Source organism: Nocardioides albidus (assembly GCF_006335005.1).
Taxonomy (GTDB): domain Bacteria; phylum Actinomycetota; class Actinomycetes; order Propionibacteriales; family Nocardioidaceae; genus Nocardioides; species Nocardioides albidus.
In genome coordinates this window covers 52,917-68,884 of record NZ_VDMP01000026.1, presented here as the reverse complement: position 1 = coordinate 68,884, position 15,968 = coordinate 52,917, and the positions used below count along the sequence as shown (strand labels likewise).

The 15,968-nt window shown below is 73.4% G+C and carries 16 protein-coding genes; 6 read left to right on the top strand and 10 right to left on the bottom strand.

Translation table 11 applies throughout. The features are described from left to right. Positions 1–580 (bottom strand): siderophore-interacting protein (locus tag FHP29_RS16070; RefSeq protein WP_240044545.1); only part of this gene is annotated, 580 nt, incomplete at its 3' end. A 36-nt stretch (positions 581–616) separates the two neighbouring features. Further along, positions 617–1,390, bottom strand: coding sequence for an isoprenyl transferase (locus FHP29_RS16065; RefSeq protein WP_139623899.1), 774 nt, complete (start codon positions 1,388–1,390; stop codon positions 617–619). Between the two features lie 101 nt (positions 1,391–1,491). Here FHP29_RS16065 and FHP29_RS16060 point away from each other — a divergent pair, with 101 nt between their 5' ends. Together FHP29_RS16060 and trhA are read left to right on the top strand one after the other, a co-directional pair. Then, positions 1,492–2,652, top strand: a complete 1,161-nt coding sequence (locus FHP29_RS16060) for an AIM24 family protein (protein ID WP_139623898.1) — start codon at positions 1,492–1,494, stop codon at positions 2,650–2,652. A 100-nt stretch (positions 2,653–2,752) separates the two neighbouring features. Beyond that, a complete protein-coding gene (trhA, locus tag FHP29_RS16055; RefSeq protein ID WP_139623897.1) occupies positions 2,753–3,493 on the top strand; it encodes a PAQR family membrane homeostasis protein TrhA in 741 nt (246 codons plus the stop codon). On the opposite strand, the gene rlmC is transcribed toward trhA, so the two are convergent. After that, positions 3,478–4,647 (bottom strand): 23S rRNA (uracil(747)-C(5))-methyltransferase RlmC, encoded by a 1,170-nt coding sequence (rlmC, locus tag FHP29_RS16050; protein ID WP_139623896.1) that lies wholly within the window; start codon positions 4,645–4,647, stop codon positions 3,478–3,480. The two genes, trhA and rlmC, sit on opposite strands and share 16 nt — an antisense overlap. 101 nt (positions 4,648–4,748) lie before the next feature. On the opposite strand from rlmC, the gene FHP29_RS16045 reads away from it, so the two are divergent. Together FHP29_RS16045 and FHP29_RS16040 are read left to right on the top strand one after the other, a co-directional pair. After that, positions 4,749–4,949, top strand: coding sequence for a PIN domain-containing protein (locus FHP29_RS16045; protein ID WP_139623895.1), 201 nt, complete (start codon positions 4,749–4,751; stop codon positions 4,947–4,949). Between the two features lie 9 nt (positions 4,950–4,958). Then, complete coding sequence (locus tag FHP29_RS16040; protein WP_139623894.1) at positions 4,959–5,687, top strand: hypothetical protein; 729 nt, start codon at positions 4,959–4,961, stop codon at positions 5,685–5,687. A 50-nt stretch (positions 5,688–5,737) separates the two neighbouring features. Here the strand turns inward: FHP29_RS16040 and FHP29_RS16035 are convergent, their stop codons facing one another. Further along, on the bottom strand, positions 5,738–7,150 hold the full coding sequence (locus FHP29_RS16035; RefSeq protein ID WP_139623893.1) for an aminotransferase-like domain-containing protein: 1,413 nt from the start codon (positions 7,148–7,150) through the stop codon (positions 5,738–5,740). Between FHP29_RS16035 and FHP29_RS16030 the strand changes: the two genes are divergently transcribed. Beyond that, positions 7,149–8,084, top strand: coding sequence for a DMT family transporter (locus FHP29_RS16030; RefSeq protein WP_139623892.1), 936 nt, complete (start codon positions 7,149–7,151; stop codon positions 8,082–8,084). The two genes, FHP29_RS16035 and FHP29_RS16030, sit on opposite strands and share 2 nt — an antisense overlap. Here the strand turns inward: FHP29_RS16030 and FHP29_RS16025 are convergent. From FHP29_RS16025 to FHP29_RS23145, 5 genes are all read right to left on the bottom strand, one after another. Further along, positions 8,041–9,531 carry an aldehyde dehydrogenase family protein gene (locus tag FHP29_RS16025; protein WP_139623891.1) on the bottom strand — a complete coding sequence of 497 codons (1,491 nt, stop codon included), beginning with the start codon at positions 9,529–9,531 and terminating at the stop codon, positions 8,041–8,043. The genes FHP29_RS16030 and FHP29_RS16025 overlap by 44 nt on opposite strands. A 20-nt stretch (positions 9,532–9,551) precedes the next feature. Further along, positions 9,552–10,439, bottom strand: coding sequence for a DUF1353 domain-containing protein (locus FHP29_RS16020; protein WP_139623890.1), 888 nt, complete (start codon positions 10,437–10,439; stop codon positions 9,552–9,554). Next, the gene (locus FHP29_RS16015; RefSeq protein ID WP_192904045.1) at positions 10,436–12,442 is read right to left on the bottom strand and encodes a thioredoxin domain-containing protein; all 2,007 of its coding nucleotides are present in this window, start codon (positions 12,440–12,442) and stop codon (positions 10,436–10,438) included. The genes FHP29_RS16020 and FHP29_RS16015 overlap by 4 nt, the downstream gene beginning before the upstream one ends. 136 nt (positions 12,443–12,578) lie before the next feature. After that, entirely contained in the window at positions 12,579–13,721 is a 1,143-nt protein-coding gene (locus FHP29_RS16010) for a N(5)-(carboxyethyl)ornithine synthase (RefSeq protein WP_139623888.1), read from the bottom strand. Then, a complete protein-coding gene (locus FHP29_RS23145) occupies positions 13,718–13,849 on the bottom strand; it encodes a hypothetical protein (RefSeq protein ID WP_275669452.1) in 132 nt (43 codons plus the stop codon). Before FHP29_RS23145 ends, FHP29_RS16010 begins: the two co-directional genes overlap by 4 nt. Positions 13,850–13,959: 110 nt before the next feature. Here FHP29_RS23145 and FHP29_RS16005 point away from each other — a divergent pair, with 110 nt between their 5' ends. After that, positions 13,960–14,919: an acyl-ACP desaturase gene (locus FHP29_RS16005; protein WP_139623887.1), complete on the top strand. Its 960-nt coding sequence runs from the start codon at positions 13,960–13,962 to the stop codon at positions 14,917–14,919. A 260-nt stretch (positions 14,920–15,179) separates the two neighbouring features. On the opposite strand, the gene FHP29_RS16000 is transcribed toward FHP29_RS16005, so the two are convergent. Then, positions 15,180–15,956 carry an enoyl-CoA hydratase-related protein gene (locus FHP29_RS16000; RefSeq protein ID WP_139623886.1) on the bottom strand — a complete coding sequence of 259 codons (777 nt, stop codon included), beginning with the start codon at positions 15,954–15,956 and terminating at the stop codon, positions 15,180–15,182. Between the last annotated feature and the right edge of the window lie 12 nt (positions 15,957–15,968).

Genomic DNA, 15,968 nt, shown 5'->3' with positions numbered 1-15,968 from the left:
CCCGTCCCTCGCGCCACGGCAGCGCCTTGACGGCGTCGGCGAGGCCGGGGTGGGTCGGGTCGGAGCGGTGCAGCCAGGTCAGTGCGACGCCGGCCGGCGTGTCGAGCGGCTGCTCGTACGACGGCCCGTCGACCTGGACCACGGCGTACCCCCGCGCCTCGGGGGCGAGCGCGGCGAGAGCCTGGCGGATGGCGGGGATGGCCGCCTCGTCGCCGGCCAGCAGGTGCCAGTCGGCCTGGGGGTCCGGGGCGTAGGCGCCGCCGGGACCGCGGACGTGGATGGTGTCGCCGGGCTGGGCCCGGGCCGCCCACGGGCCGGCGATGCCCTCGTCGCCGTGGACGACGAAGTCGATGGCGAGCGTGCCCTGCGCGACGTCGGGGTCGAGGGCGGTGTAGGTGCGCAGCGTCGGCCGGCCGCCGGCCTCCAGCTCAGCCGGGTCGCCGAAGACGAGCTTGACGTAGCGGTCGGTGAAGGCGCTGTCGGCGAACGCGGCGAGGTCGCCGGAGAAGCGGATCCGGACCATCCCGGGGGTCAGCTGCTCCGTGGCCTCGACCGTCAGCAGCGTGATGGGCTTGCTCACGCCCGTCACGGTACCGGCCCCATCCAGCGGGCCGAGCTAGGCCCCGAACCGGCGCTCGCGCTGGGCGTAGGCGCGGATCGCGCGCAGGAAGTCGACGCGACGGAAGTCGGGCCAGTAGGCCTCGCAGAAGTAGAACTCCGACTTGGCGCTCTGCCACAGCAGGAAGCCCCCGAGCCGCTGCTCGCCGGAGGTGCGGATGACGAGGTCGGGGTCGGGCTGGCCCTTGGTGTAGAGGTGCTCCTCGATGTGCTCGATGTCGATCAGCTGGGCCAGCTCCTCGAGCGGGGTGCCCTTGGCGGCGTGCTCGGTGAGCAGCGAGCGCACCGCGTCGGCGATCTCGCGGCGCCCGCCGTAGGCGACCGCGACGTTGACGATCATGCCGTCGACGTCGGCCGTCGCCTCGGCGGCGGCCTTGAGCCGCTTCGCCGTCTCGGCCGGCAGCAGGTCGAGGGCGCCGACCAGGTGGAGGCGCCAGCGGCGCTGGTCGGCCAGCGAGTCGACCGCGTCGGAGATGATCTCCAGCAGCGGCTCGAGCTCGCCCGCCGGACGGTTGAGGTTGTCGGTGGAGAGCAGCCAGAGGGTGACCACCTCGATGCCGACCTCGTCGCACCAGCCCAGCAGCGGCTCGATGTTGGCCGCGCCCGCGCGGTGGCCGTGGGCGGTGTCGCGTCCGACGGCCTTGGCCCAGCGCCGGTTGCCGTCGAGCATCACGCCGATGTGCTTGGGCAGGTTGCCGGGCATCCGGCGAAGCATGCGGGCCTCGTAGGCGGGGTAGAGCACCCTGCGCACACCACGCTTCCAATCGGCCACAGACCGATCGTAGCCGGGCTACCGGCCCACCCACCCGACTGACACGATGGTGCTCCTGAGACTGCTCGCGAGCCTCGATCGAACCCAGAGATAGGACGACCATGACTGCAGCCGCCTGGCACCCCGACCCGACCGGCCGCCACGAGCTCCGCTACTGGGACGGCTCCCAGTGGACCGACCACGTGTCCGACCACGGCAACCAGGCGATGGACCCGCTGTACGCCTCCACCGACCAGGGGGCCGGGCAGGACACGGGTCAGGACACGGGTCAGGACTCCGGGCAGAGCGGGTCCGACGAGTGGGTCGGCAGCCGGGAGGCCGAGCAGTCCCAGGAGTCCCAGGAGTCCGGGCAGGACGCCGGGCAGGAGCCGGAGACCGGGGCGGGCGAGTCGTCCGAGCCGGCGTTCTCCTTCGACGCCGTGACCGCGGTCGCCCCGCGCCCCGCCGAGCCGCCCTCCCAGCAGCCCTACCAGCCGCAGGCCCAGCCCCCGGCCCAGCCGCCCGCCCAGCCGCCGTACCAGCAGGCGCAGCCGCCCGTGCAGCAGCCGGGTCCCGGGTACGGCGCCCAGCAGGTCCCCAGCGACGCGTTCGCCGGCATCAGCGGCGACCTCATCGACGGCCGGTTCAGCGAGAAGGACGGCGTCGGCGCGAGCCTGCAGAACAAGAAGCTGCTGCGGGTCCGGGTGATGGAGCCGTTCATGGCCAAGCAGGGCGCGATGGTGGCCTACCAGGGCAACGTCAACTTCCAGTACCAGGGCGGCGGCGCCGCGAAGTTCCTCAAGAAGGCGCTGACCGGGGAGGGGCTGTCCCTGATGCGGGTCGAGGGCCAGGGCGACGTCTTCCTCGCCGACGCCGCGCACGACGTGCACATCCTCCACCTCAACAACAGCGGCCTGTCGGTCAACGGCAACAACGTGCTCGCCTTCTCGGCCGCGCTGGACTGGAACATCGAGCGGGTCAAGGGCGGCAGCATCGCCGCGGGCGGCCTGTTCAACACGACCCTGCGCGGCACCGGCTGGGTGGCGATCACGACCGACGGCCAGCCCGTGGTGCTCAACCCGGGCGAGGCGCCGACCTTCGCCGACGCCAACGCCCTCGTCGCGTGGTCGACCCATCTGCAGACCTCGATCCGCTCGACCTTCACCGCCGGCGCGCTCATCGGCCGCGGCTCCGGCGAGGCCTTCCAGGTCGCCTTCCAGGGCCAGGGCTTCGTGATCGTGCAGCCGTCCGAGGGCGGCGTCGTGCCCCCGCACACGCACTGACCGACAACCTCCGATCGGCCCGTCGACGACGGCCGGATGAGCGTGAGATCACGTCCGTCCGGCCGTCGTTGCGTCCACCCGGCGCGGGTACCCTCACTTCATGAACCAGGCCATCCACCACGCGAACGAGAAGGTCCGCGATCGGCTGGACGACCTCGGGGAGCAGATCAGCGAGACCGTCGCGGACATCAAGCCGAAGCTCCGTGGCTGGTCCCACCTCGTGTCGACCCCGCTCGTCCTCGCTGCCGGCATCGTGCTCGTCTGCCTCTCACCGACCGCGACGACCCGGGTGGGCTCGGCGCTGTACGCCGGATCCGCCCTCCTGCTGTTCGGCACCTCCGCGCTCTACCACCGCGGCACCTGGTCGCCGAAGGTGTGGACGATCCTCAACCGGTTCGACCACTCCAACATCTTCTTGTTCATCGCCGGCTCCTACACCCCGTTCGGGCTGATCCTGCTCGACGGTGCGTCCCGGGTGGTGATGCTCTCGGTCGCGTGGAGCGGCGCCCTGCTCGGCATCGCGTTCAAGCTCTTCTGGCCGGGCGCGCCGCGCTGGCTCTCCGCGCCGATCTACATCGCCCTCGGCTGGGCGGCGATCTTCTTCATCCCCGCGTTCTTCCAGGGCGCGACCGCGCTCGGGCTCGGCATCGGGATCGCGATCTTCGTGCTGATCGCCGTCGGCGGAGCGCTCTACACGATGGGCGGACTGGTCTACGGCTTCCAATGGCCCGACCCCTCGCCGCGCGTGTTCGGCTTCCACGAGATCTTCCACGGCTTCACCATCGCCGCGTTCGTGGCGCACTACGTCGGCGTCTCGCTGGCGACCTACTCGCTGCGCTGATCCCTCGCCAGCAGGACCAGCACCTCGGCGTGCGCCGTCTGCGGGAACATGTCGAAGACCCGCGCCCGCACCGGTCGGTAGGACGCCAGGTCGGTCAGGTCGCGCGCCAGCGTCTCGGAGTTGCAGCTGGAGTAGAGCACGTGGCGCGCGCCCGACTCCTCGAGTCGCCGGGCCAGGTCGTGACCCAGGCCGCGCCGGGGCGGGTTGACCACGACCAGGTCGGCCCCGGCGAGGAGGCCGGCGTGCTCGGGAGCGGTGGCGTCGCCGACGGCGAAACGGATCGTGCCGGGCAGCCCCGCCTCGTCGCGTGAGCGCTCGGCACTGGCGATCGCGTCGGCGCTGATCTCGATGCCGGTGACCTGCCGGTCCGGGGCGGCGAGGTGGAGCGCGAACCCGCCGACGCCGCAGTAGAGGTCGACCACCCGCGCCGGCGCGAGGTCGGCGACCCAGGCCGCCCCCTCGGCGTACAGCGCCGCGGCGACGGCGGTGTTGGTCTGGAAGAAGCTGCGCGGGCGCAGGTGCAGCGTCACCGCGCCGAGGCGCATCGGCAGCGTGTCCGCCTCCGTGAGGACGATCTCCCGCTCCCCCTCGAGGACCGCGCGGTGCTCGGGCTGGACGTTGAGGGTGACGACCCGCGCCGCGGGCAGCTGCGCGAGCAGCCAGGGCAGGTGCTTGCGCACCCGGGCCTCGACGGCGGTGGAGCGGACGACCAGCCGCACCATCAGCTCGCCGTCGGGCGAGGCGGTCACGAGGAGGTGCTTGAGCTCGCCCCGCCGGTTCACCGGCTCGGCCGACCCGACGTCGTACGGCGTCAGGTCGGCGCGCCGGATCAGCTCGGCGAGCACCGGCAGCGCCGCCACGACGACCGGCTCGTGCAGGGCGCAGTCGCGCAGGTCGACGCCCGCGCCGTCGGGTCCCAGGATGCCCAGCGTCGGCGCCCCGGCGGGACCGGCGACGACCATCTTGGCCTTGTTTCGGAAGCCGGCCGGCGAGCTGCCGAGCGGCGGCAGCCAGACCGCGTCGGGGGCCGCCACCAGCGCGCGGGCCGACGCGTCCTTGGCCGCCAGTTGGTCGTCGTACCGCTGCCCGAGCCAGGTGCAGGACCGGCACTCCCCCGCCGTGAAGTGGGCGCAGTCGAGCACGGCGAGAGCCATGGGCTCATCGTAGGGCGGACGTCCGCGGCAGCAGCACTCGTCGCAGCCGGCCCAGCGTCGGTCAGTCCACTGGACTTGGTCCATGACGACTGTCAACGTGCATGCGCGAGGCGCCGCGCCGCTTCGTGTCGGACGTCTCGGCCTTCGAGGTGTCGCTGAAGGTGCGGCTCGGAAGGTTCACCGAGGCGGCCGCCCTGCGCGACCGGTGGAGCGAGGCGCTCGGCCGACGACGCCTTCGGGTCAGCGCCCGGGCTGGCGGTGCTGCGCTGGAGAGCGCACGGCCGGCGCCGGCCCGGCCGTAGGCTGCGGCCGTGTCCTCGCCGCTGGAGAAGGTTCAGGTCGCGCCGGTGCTGGCCACCGTTCGGCGCCTCGAGGAGCGCATCGGCGCGCGGTTCCCCGGCCGTGGACTGCACCGGGTCGTCGGCGAACTCGCCGCGCTCGTGGAGACGGTCGGGTCATCGACGGCCACGGTGCGCGGGCGCCGGTCGTGGCTGCGGCCGCTGTCCCGGGTCGCGATCGTCGCGATCGTCGCGATCACCGCCACGGTGCTGGTGCTCGCGGTCCGCGCCGCGCTCGAGGACGCGCCCGACGACGGCCTGGCCTGGATCCCGCTGCTGGAGAGCGCGGTCAACGACCTGGTGTTCGCGGCGCTGGCGATCTGGTTCCTCTACTCGGTGCCCGAGCGGCTGCAGCGCTCCAGCCTGCTCGAGCTCCTGCACCGGCTGCGCTCGCTGGCCCACATCATCGACATGCACCAGCTGACCAAGGATCCCGAGCGGCTGCGCTCGAGCTTCCGGCGCACGGACGCCAGCGTCAGCATGGACCTCGGCCCGGACGAGCTCGAGAACTACCTCGACTACTGCTCGGAGCTGCTGAGCCTGGTCGGCAAGACCGCGGCCCTGTGCGCCGAGGCGTCGCGCGACCCGGTCGTCCTCGACACGGTCAGCACGATCGAGACCCTCACCGTCTCGCTGGAGCGCAAGATCTGGCAGAAGATCGCGGTCCTCAACCACGACCGCGGGTCGTCGCCGGCGAGCTGAGGCCCGAGCCTCCAGCCGCACCTCTCGGCGGCGAAGCCGGTGCCCGGCGCTCAGGCGTGCTGCCGTCCGATCGCGCGCTCGACGACCTGCGTCGCGGCGGCGTACCCGCCGGGCTCGGGTCCGATGAAGGTGAGCCGGACGTACGGCGCCGCGGGCTCGGCCGGGAACCACTCGTCGCCCCCGGCCACCCAGACGCCGTCGGCCGCGCAGTCGCGCACCAGCCGCTCGGTGTCGGTGCCGTCCGGCAGCCGGGCCCACAGGTGCAGGCCGCCCGGCGGCACCACCTCCAGGGCGAGCGAGGGCGCGTGGTCGCGGACCGCGGCGACGAGCAGGTCGCGGCGCTCACGCAGCTGGACCCGCAGTCGGCGCAGGTGGGTGCGCCAGCCGGGGTCGCTGACGACCTCGAGGGCGGCCTGTTGGAGCAGTCCGCTGACGTACATCGACTCGGCGGCGCGATCGCCGAGGATGCGGTCGCGGGCCGGGCCGCGGGCGATCACGGCGGCGACCCGGATCGCCGGCGAGACGCTCTTGGTGAGCGAGCGGAGGTAGACGACGTGGCCCGCGCTGTCGTGGGCGGCCAGCGGGCGGACGTCGGCGTCGATGCCGAAGTCGTGCGCCCAGTCGTCCTCGACGAGGAAGGCCCCGTGGGAGCGCACCACGTCGAGCACCGCCTCCCCGCGCTCGACGCTCCAGTGCGCCCCGGTCGGGTTGGCGAAGCTGGGCTGGGCGTAGAGGGCGCGGGCGCCGGTCTCGCGCAGCGCGCGGTCGACGTCGGCGGGGTCAGGACCGTCGGCGCCGCTGCGGACGGGGACGAGCTCCACGCCGGCCTGGCGGGCGGCCTGGATCGCGCCCCAGTAGGTCGGCGACTCGATGAGCAGCGGCTGCCCGGGCGCGACCAGGCCGCGGAAGATCGAGGCCAGCGCGCTCTGGGAGCCGGGCGCGACGATGACGTCGTTGGCGCTCACCGCGCTCAGCTGAGCCGGGGTCGCCTCGGCCAGCTCGGTGGCGAACCAAGCGCGCAGCTCGGCCAGGCCCGCGGCCGGCGGACGCGCGGTGGCGGCGGCTCCGCGGGCGGCGCGGCCGAGCGCCGCGCGCACCAGCCGCTCGGGCAGCAGGTCGGGCCCGGGATAGCCCGCGTGCAGCGCCTGGGCGTCCGGCGGCGGGGTCTGCAACGGTCCGGCGAGCCGCGCCAGGTCGGCGCGCGGGGTGCGCAGCGCGGAGGTCTGCCAGCCGAAGTCCGCTCCCCGCACCGGGCGGACCGCCCGCACGAACGTGCCGACGCCCGGCCGGCTCTCCACGAGCCCCTCGGCCACCAGCCGGCGCAGCGCCTTCTGCACGGTGACCGGGCTGGCGCCGTACTCGGTGACGAGCCGGCGGGAGGAGGGCAGTTGCGCGCCGGCGGCCGCGTCCCGGATCCAGGCGCGCAGGGCCGCGGCGATCCGGGCACTGCTATCGTTGCTCATGTCAGCACAGAGTAGCGCTATCGTCCCGCGGCGGGACCTGCTATCCCTCCTCCCGGCGGGTCTGGCTTGGGGGATGCTCGGCGTCGCCGCCTTCTCCCTCACCGTCCCGCTCACCCGGCTCGCCCTCGGTGGCCTGGACCCGCTGTTCATCGGCGCCGGGCGTGCCGTCGTCGCCGCGGCCCTCGCCGCCGGAGCGCTCGCCGTGACCCGGCAGCGCCTCCCCCGCGGCCGCCAGTGGCTGCGTCTGGCGATCGTCGCCGGCGGGGTCGTCGCCGGGTTCCCGCTGCTGACGTCGTACGCCCTGACCGAGGTGCCGGCCAGCCACGGCGCCGTGGTCATCGCGATGCTCCCGGCGGTCACCGCCGTGTTCGCGGTGCTGCGCACCGGCGAGCGCCCGGTGCCGGCGTTCTGGGTGTTCGCCGCGCTCGGCGCGACCGCGGCGGTCGGGTTCGCCGTCCTGCACGGCGGCGGCGCCGCGCACCTGGAGCGCGCCGACCTGCTCCTGCTGGTCGGGGTCGTCCTGTGCGCGCTCGGGTACGCCGAGGGCGGGCTGATCTCGCGCGAGCTCGGCTCGTGGCAGACGATCTCCTGGGCGCTGGTGCTCGCGGCGCCCGCGATGGCGGCGCTCACCGCGGTGAGCCTCGCCGAGGCGCCGCCGTCCGGGACGCCGGTGCAGTGGCTCTGCTTCGCCTACCTGGCCTGCATCAGCATGTTCCTCGGCTTCTTCGCGTGGTACCGCGGCCTCGCGATCGGGCCGATGGCGCAGGTCAGCCAGACCCAGCTCTCCCAGCCGGTGCTGAGCATCGCCTGGGCCGGGCTCCTGCTCGGCGAGCAGATCACCGGGGCGACCGTGCTCGGCGGGCTCGCGGTCGTCGCGTGCGCGGGAGGGGCTACCGCTTCCCGCGCCCGTACAGCCCGCGCACGACCTTCGTGAGCTGCTGCTCCTCCTTGGCGGTGCGCCGGAAGGTGGTGAGCGCGATCGCCGGCTTGAACCGCTGCCGGGCGATCGCGTGCGGGTAGGTGAACTCGCGCAGCCCGTCGGGGCCGTGGATCCGCCCGAAGCCGGAGTCGCCGACGCCGCCGAACGGCAGGGTCGGGATGGCGGCGAAGGAGATGACGCCGTTGATGGCGGTCATCCCCGCGCGCAGGCGCTGCGCGATCGCCATGCCCTGGTCCTTGGAGAAGACGGTCGAGCCGAGCGCGTAGCGGGTGCCGTTGGCGCGCTCGATCGCCTCGTCCATGTCCTTGACGCGGGTGACGGTCACGGTGGGGCCGAAGGTCTCCTCCTGCACGGCCGCCGAGTCCTCGGGTACGTCGACCAGCACGGTCGGCTGCACGAACCGGGCCCCCTCCGGGACGGGACCGCCCACCAGCGCGCGGCCGCCGCGGGCGAGGGCGTCGTCCACGTGACGGCGGATGATCTCGACCTGGGAGGGCATGGTGATCGGCCCGACCTGGCCGCCGGGACGGGCCTCGAGCCTCTCGGCCCGGGCGACGAGCTCGTCGAGGAACTGGTCGTAGACCCGCTCGTGGACGTAGACCCGCTCGACCCCGGCACAGGTCTGGCCCGCGTTGGCCGCCGCGCCCCACAGGGCGGCGTCGGCCGCCTCCGCCACGTCGGCGTCGTCGGCGACGAGGAGCGCGTCCTTGCCGCCGGCCTCGATGACGACCGGGGTGAGGGTCTGCGCGCAGGCCGCCATGACCCGCTTGCCGGTGGCGGTCGATCCGGTGAACGCCACCTTGTCGACGCCGGCGGTCGTGAGCGCGGCCCCGGTCTCGCCGTACCCGGTCACGACCTGGAGCACGGGACGGCCGATCGCCTCGCGGAAGGTCGCGGCCAGCCACTCGCCGACGCCGGGGGTGAATTCGGAGGGCTTGAAGACGACGGCGTTGCCGGCCGCGAGGGCGTAGGCGATCGAGCCCATCGGCGTGAAGACGGGGTAGTTCCAGGGGCCGATGACGCCGACGACACCGAGCGGGCGGTACTCGACGCTGGCGGCCTGGTTGACCATCAGCAGGCCGGGCGCGACGCTGCGCCGCTTGAGCACCTTCTCGGCGTGGCTGGCGGCCCACGCGAGGTGGTCGATCGCCAGCGCGGTCTCGAGCAGGGCGTCTCCTGCGGGCTTGCCGGTCTCGCGCGCCATGAGGGCGGCGAGCTCCTCCATCCGCCGCGCGATCAGCTTGCGCCAGCGGACCAGCGCCTTCTTGCGACCGTCGTAGCCGAGGGCCTGCCACCACTCGGCCTGCTTGCGGGCGGTCGCGACCGCGGCCGCCACATCGGCGGCGGAGTGGATCGGATGGGTGCCGACGACCTCACCGCTCGCCGGGTCGAGCGAGGTGAAGGTCTGCGTCGAGGTGGGAGCGGCGTCGGTGCTGGTCACACGCCGAACCTACTGCGCGGTCACTTCGAGCGGAATGGGCCCAGGAACAAGACGACGAGCACCACATGGGCGGCGATCACAACGCCGGCGGCGACGATCGCGGCGATCGGCCGGCGCCGCGCCACCCACTCCGCCGCCTGGTAGCCGAGGGTGATCAGGGCCAGCGCCACCGTGACGTGGAGGAGCACGGCGAGCGCGATCCCGCTGACCACGCCGGCGATCGCGAACCTGCCCCACGTCAGGCCGAGGAGGAAGGGGATGACGACCGCGCCGGCCAACCCGCCCAGCAGCTCCATGAGGACCGAGCGGCTGCCCATCCACGGGACCCCGTCGACGACGTCGACCAGGTCGAGGGTGGCGAGCACGCCGAGGACCGCGATCACCAGCACGCTGGCGGCCGCGGGGATCCGGTAGCGCAGGTGCTGCGCACGGCTCCACGACGCCGAGCCGTGCCAGATGGTCGAGAGCGTCACGGCCGACCAGATCAGCCAGCTGCGGACCGGGCCGGTGTCGGTGTCGCGCATCGCCGCGCGGAACACCCGGTCGGCGTCGACGCGGTCGAGGAGGTGGCCCTCGACGGAGAGGTACGTCGGCTGCTCGTGCGCCCCGTGGACCAGGCCGTCGTGGAGCAGCGCCGGCGGGAGGTGGCGGCCGGTGCGCGGCACCAGCCAGGTGAAGATCGTCGGGACCGAGGTCAGGTCGGTCTCGAAGGACGCCGGGTCGGCGGGCACCAGGAGGTCGCCGTACTCCCGGTCGCGGTAGGCGATGCGGCGCATCATCTTGAACCGCTCCGTGCGGCGCTGCAGGTCGCCGACCTCGACCCGCTCGAGCACGATCCGCGGCGGATCCTCCGAGCCCTCGTCGTGGAAGCGTCCCGGCTCGGGCCGCAGGGAGGTCCAGGGCGTCACGCGATGTCCTCCGGCTCGGTGACCGGGCGCTCGCAGACGAAGCCGCGGCAGACGTACGCCGCCGGCCGCCCGTCGACCGGCGTGCGTCCGCTCAACAACGGGATGTCGTCGGTCGCCTCGTCGGCGGCGACGACCACGGCGCCCGGGAGCGCGAGCGCGCGGGCGACCAGTGCGTCCCGCTCGTCGCCCGGCGGCCCGACGATCGCGACCTCGAGCGGCCCCTCGGCCATGGTGACCGCGGCGGCGAGCGACCAGCCGGCGAAGCGCGGCGCCTTCTCGACGAGCACGCTGACCGTCGCGCGCGCCCTCTCGGCGGCGTCACGGTAGCGACCCTCGCCGGTGAGCGCGTGGGCGTCGACCAGCGCGTGCAGCAGGCTGCTGAACCCGCTCGGGCTCGCGTTGTCGCCGGGGTCCCGCGGCCGCGCGACCAGCGCCTCGGCGTCGGCGGCGGTGTCGAAGAAGCCGCCGTCGGGGGCGGCGAACTGCTCGAGCGCGGTGTCGATCAGGCCGGTGGCCAGACGCAGCCAGCGGGCGTCGGCGGTGGCCTGGGCGAGGGCCAGGAAGCCGGAGGCGACACAGCCGTAGTCCTCGAGCACGCCGGCGTGGGTGCCGGCGACTCCGTCGCGGGAGACCCGGAGGACCCTCGCGCCGGTCTCGCCGTCGACGCTCAGGTGGAGCCGCTCGAGGAGCTCGCCCGCGTCGATCGCGGCCCGGAGGTAGTCGGGGCGGCCGAGCCGGCGACCGGCGTCGACCAGCCCGGTGATGGCGAGGCCGTTCCAGGCGGCGACCACCTTGTCGTCCCGCGCGGGACGCGGGCGCTCCTCGCGCGCGGCCAGCAGCCGGCGTCGTACACCGTCGAGCCGGGCCCGGTCGGCCGTGTCCTGGGGGAAGTGGCGCAGCTGCAGGGTCGAGGTGCCGTGCTCGAAGGTCCCGTCGGCGGTGACGCCGAACAGCTCGGCTGCCCAGGCGCCGTCGTCGGGTCCGAGCACCGCGACCAGCTGGGTCGGCGTCCAGACGTAGAACGTGCCCTCGTGCGCATGCTCCCCCGGCTCGGCCGGGCTGTCGGCGTCGAGCGCGGAGGCGAACCCGCCCTCCGCGGTGCGCAGCTCCCGCAGCAGGAAGTCGGCAGTCTCGGTCGCGACCCGGTCGCCGAGCGCGGTGCCGAGACGGGCGTAGAGGCCGAGCAGTTGGGCGTTGTCGTAGAGCATCTTCTCGAAGTGCGGCACGACCCAGCCGCGGTCGACCGCGTAGCGCGCGAACCCACCCCCGATCTGGTCGTACATCCCGCTGCCCGCCATGGCCGCGACGGTCCGCGCGAGCATGTGACGGGCCTGCTGCTCCGACGCCCCGCGGTAGCGGCGCAGGAACTCCAGCACCATCGTCGGCGGGAACTTCGGCGCGTTGCCGAACCCGCCCGCCTGCGCGTCGAACTCCTGCGCCAGCGTCGCCACCGCCCCGTCGATCCGCTCGGCCGTCAGCGCGTACGGCGCCGGGACCGCCTCCTTGCGCAGGTGCTCCGCGACGCTGGCCGCGGTGCGTCGTACGTCATCGCTCCGGTCGGTCCACGCCGCGCTGAGCGCCTGCAGCACCTGCGTGAACGCCGGCGACCCGTGCCGCGGCTGGTCGGGGAAGTAGGTCCCGGCGAAGAACGGCGCCCCGTCGTGGTCCATGACGACCGTCATCGGCCACCCGCCCTGCCCCGTCATCGCGGTCGTCGCCTGCATGTAGACCGCGTCGACATCGGGCCGTTCCTCCCGGTCGACCTTGATGTTGACGAAGTGCTCGTTCATGAACGCCGCCGTCGTCTCGTCCTCGAACGACTCGTGCGCCATCACGTGGCACCAGTGGCAGGCGGCGTACCCGACGGACAGCAGGATCGGGACGTTGCGGTGCCTCGCCTCGGCGAAAGCCTCGGGCCCCCACTCCCACCAGTCGACGGGGTTGTCGGCGTGCTGGAGGAGGTAGGGGGACGTCGCAGCGCCGAGACGGTTCACGCCGTCCATCATCGCGCAGGGTCCGTCGGAATCCGTGCCGCTCGCGCGGCGCACCGCGCCGGCGCCGGCGCCGGGACGTCATACGAACCGAGGGCTGTAGCCCACCGTTCGTATGACGTCCGCAGCGCGGGCCGGGGCCGGAGCCTCACGCCACCCGGTACGGCGGCTCCGCCTCGCGCCCCTGGAACGCCAGGATCGCCGGGTTGACCACCCGCCCGTCGCGGATCTCGATCGCCCGGCTGAGCGTCTCGTCGGCGTCCCACGCGGCGCCACCCTCGAGCACCGAGCGCAGGAAGGGGATGAGGGCGTTGCTGTTCTCCCAGGTCGCCGAGTTCCACAGGTACGACGGCGTGTGGTCCACGCCGTAGTAGAGGACGTTGTTCCCGACGACGAAGGTCGGGTCCTCGAAGCTGGTCGGCCGGGCGAAGGTGAAGCCCATGCCGAGGTCGCACGACACGTCGACGACCAGGCTGCCGGGTCGGAACGCGGCGAGGTCCTCCTCGCGCAGGTAGACCAGCGGCGCGGCGGTGTCCTGAAGGGTGCAGTTGACGACGATGTCGTTCTCGGCGAGGTACGCCGGCAGCGGCTCGCGGCCGCGCTCGGTGATGACGTCGCTGGGCTGCCCGCCGTCCGGGTCGTGCTCGAAGTGACGGATCCGCACCGAGTGGATCGGGGAGCCGACGGCGGCCACCCCTCGGTTGGTCAGGACCGCGACCTCGTGCACACCGTGGGCGTTCAGCGCGGTGACCGCGCCGCGGGCGGTGGCGCCGAAGCCGATGACCACCGCGCTCAGCCGACGACCGTAGTCGCCGGTCAGTCCGGCCAACTGGAGGGCGTGGATGACCGAGCAGTAGCCGGCCAGCTCGTTGTTCTTGTGGAACACGTGCAGGCCGAAGCCGCCGTCGCGCGTCCAGTGGTTCATCGCCTCGAAGGCGATCAGGGTGAGCTCACGGTCGATCGCGAGCTGGGTGAGCTCGGTGTCCTGGACGCAGTGCGGCCAGCCCCACAGCACCTGACCCGGACCCATCGCGGCGACATCGGAGTGCTGCGGCTTGGGCAGCAGGACGACGTCGGAGTCGGCCAGCAGCTCCTGGCGCGAGGCGAACCCGGCGATATGCGGAGCGAGGGCGGCGTCGTCGACGCCGAACCGCGCGGCGTACCCGTGCTCGAGGGTGATCCGCGCCCGGACGTCGGGATCGAGGTGCGGGAGGTGGTCCGGGTGGAGGGGCAGGCGGTGCTCGTTCTCCTTGGCGGAGGAGCCGATGACGCCCAGCCCGAGGGCCGTCACTTCTTCTTGCCCGGATGGACCTGTTCGGTGAACGTCTCCTCGGAGGCCTTGCGCTTGTCGGCGCGCTTCTCCTTGATCGACTTCCCGGTCTTCTTGGTCATGCTCTGGCGCGGCGACTTGTCGCTCATGGCGGTTCTCTCTGAGAGGGAGCCTGGGTGGCTCCTCCTTGTGACAGTACGCCCTCGCCCCGCGGTCGCATCCGCACTAGCCTGCAAGGACCGCCCGGAAGGAGCACTCCATGACCAGCACCGACCCCGGCACCACCGGCGATCTGCTGTACGAGCTCGAGCCCGTCGTCGCGCAGAACCTCGACCGCCACCTCGCGATCGCGCAGGAGTGGCATCCCCACGACTACATCCCGTGGAGCGAGGGCCGCGACTTCGCGATGCTCGGCGGCGAGGACTGGGCGCCCGAGCAGTCACGCCTGTCCGACACGGCCAAGGCCGCGATGTTCACCAACCTGCTGACCGAGGACAACCTGCCGTCGTACCACCGCGAGATCGCGACCCGCTTCGGGCGCGACGGCGCCTGGGGCACGTGGGTCGGGCGCTGGACGGCGGAGGAGAACCGGCACGGCATCGCGCTGCGCGACTACCTCGTCGTCACCCGCGGCGTCGACCCGGTCGAGCTCGAGCGGGCCCGGATGGACTACATGACCACGGGCTACGACTCCGGCGACAAGACCCCGCTGGAGGCCGTCGCGTACGTGTCCTTCCAGGAGCTCGCGACCCGCGTCTCGCACCGCAACACCGGGAAGGTCACCGGCGACCCGGTGGCCGACCGGCTGCTCGCGCGGATCGCCAAGGACGAGAACCTGCACATGATCTTCTACCGCAACATCGTCGCGGCCGCCCTCGACATCGCGCCGGACGAGACCATGCGCGCGATCGCCGACGAGGTGATCGGGTTCGAGATGCCGGGCGCCACCATGGCCGGCTTCCGCCGCAACTCGATGATCATCGCCAAGGCCGGCATCTACGACCTTCGCCTGCACCACGACGACGTGATCATGCCGGTGCTGCGCGCCTGGGGCGTGTTCGAGCGCACCGGCCTCGGCAGCGTCGGCGAGCAGGCCCGCGACGACCTCGGCACCTTCCTCGAGGCCCTCGACGCCCAGGCCACCGCGTTCGTCGACCGCCGCGCCGAGCACCGCGCGCGCAAGGAGGCCGCGGGTACGCCGGAGCCGGTCGTCACCTGACCCCCTGGCCGCTCGTCGGGGGCCGCGCCCGGCTCGGCCTGGCCCCCGCCCCGCTCCGCCCCGCGGCTCCCCGCTCCGCGGTGAGGTCATACGAATCGTGGCCTCCAACCCCCGCCACGTATGACGTCCCCGACCCACCGCGGAGTCACCCACCTGACGTCATACGAATCGTGGCCTCCAACCCACGCAACGTATGACGTCCCCGACCCACCGCGGCGCAGAGCAGAGCAGAGTCGAGCGGAGCGGAGCCCCACGTCGCGTCAGCGTCCGGTCCAGCGCGGCTCGCGCCGCTCGAGGAACGCGCCGATCCCCTCGGCGACGTCCGCCGAGGCGAGCAGCCGGGCGTGGGCGGCGTGGCTGGCGGCCCAGGCGGCCTCCTCGTCGCCGTCGATCTCGGCCTGGGCCAACGCCAGCGCCTCGCGCACGGCCAGCGGAGCGTTCCCGTTGATCGCCGCGGCGAGGCCGAGCGCGACGTCGAGCGTCGTACCGGGCTCGACGAGGCGGTTGACGAAGCCCAGGCGCTCGGCCCGCTCGGCGCCGATCGGCTCGCCGGTCAGCAACATCTCCCTGGCGACGTTGGCGGGCAGCACGCGCGGCGCGCGGAACACCCCGCCGAAGTCCGGGATCAGTCCGCGCCTGACCTCGGGGAAGCCGAAGGTGGCGGTCCGGGACGCCACGATCAGGTCGCAGCACAGGACCAGCTCGAGCCCGCCGCCGAGCGCGTAGCCCTCCACGGCGGCGATCAGCGGCTTGGGCCGCACGCGCGCCATGATCCCGGCGATGCCGCCGCGCGCGGTCGGCTCCCCCGGCCCCTCGGCGAGGTCCGCGCCGGCCGAGAACACCGACGGGCCGCCGGTGAGTACGCCGCACCACAGGTCCGCGTCGTCCTCGAGCAGGTTGAGGGCCTCGTCGAGTCCACGGGTCACCGCGCCGTTGATCGCGTTGCGCTTGGTCGGCCGGTCGAGCCCGATGACCAGGGTGCGCTCGACGCGGATCGTCTGCACGGCGGGGGCGGCATCGGGAGCGGGGTCACTCATGCACGACAATCT

Bases quoted from the DNA above. Each gene is read 5' to 3' on its own strand.
- FHP29_RS16005 (WP_139623887.1), top strand. From the start codon at position 13,960: ATGACCAGCACCGACCCCGGCACCACCGGCGATCTGCTGTACGAGCTC.
- FHP29_RS16045 (WP_139623895.1), top strand. From the start codon at position 4,749: ATGCGCGAGGCGCCGCGCCGCTTCGTGTCGGACGTCTCGGCCTTCGAG.
- FHP29_RS16015 (WP_192904045.1), bottom strand. From the start codon at position 12,442: ATGGACGGCGTGAACCGTCTCGGCGCTGCGACGTCCCCCTACCTCCTC.
- FHP29_RS23145 (WP_275669452.1), bottom strand. From the start codon at position 13,849: ATGAGCGACAAGTCGCCGCGCCAGAGCATGACCAAGAAGACCGGGAAG.
- FHP29_RS16000 (WP_139623886.1), bottom strand. From the start codon at position 15,956: ATGAGTGACCCCGCTCCCGATGCCGCCCCCGCCGTGCAGACGATCCGC.
- FHP29_RS16035 (WP_139623893.1), bottom strand. From the start codon at position 7,150: ATGAGCAACGATAGCAGTGCCCGGATCGCCGCGGCCCTGCGCGCCTGG.
- FHP29_RS16030 (WP_139623892.1), top strand. From the start codon at position 7,149: ATGTCAGCACAGAGTAGCGCTATCGTCCCGCGGCGGGACCTGCTATCC.
- rlmC (WP_139623896.1), bottom strand. From the start codon at position 4,647: ATGGCTCTCGCCGTGCTCGACTGCGCCCACTTCACGGCGGGGGAGTGC.
- trhA (WP_139623897.1), top strand. From the start codon at position 2,753: ATGAACCAGGCCATCCACCACGCGAACGAGAAGGTCCGCGATCGGCTG.
- FHP29_RS16060 (WP_139623898.1), top strand. From the start codon at position 1,492: ATGACTGCAGCCGCCTGGCACCCCGACCCGACCGGCCGCCACGAGCTC.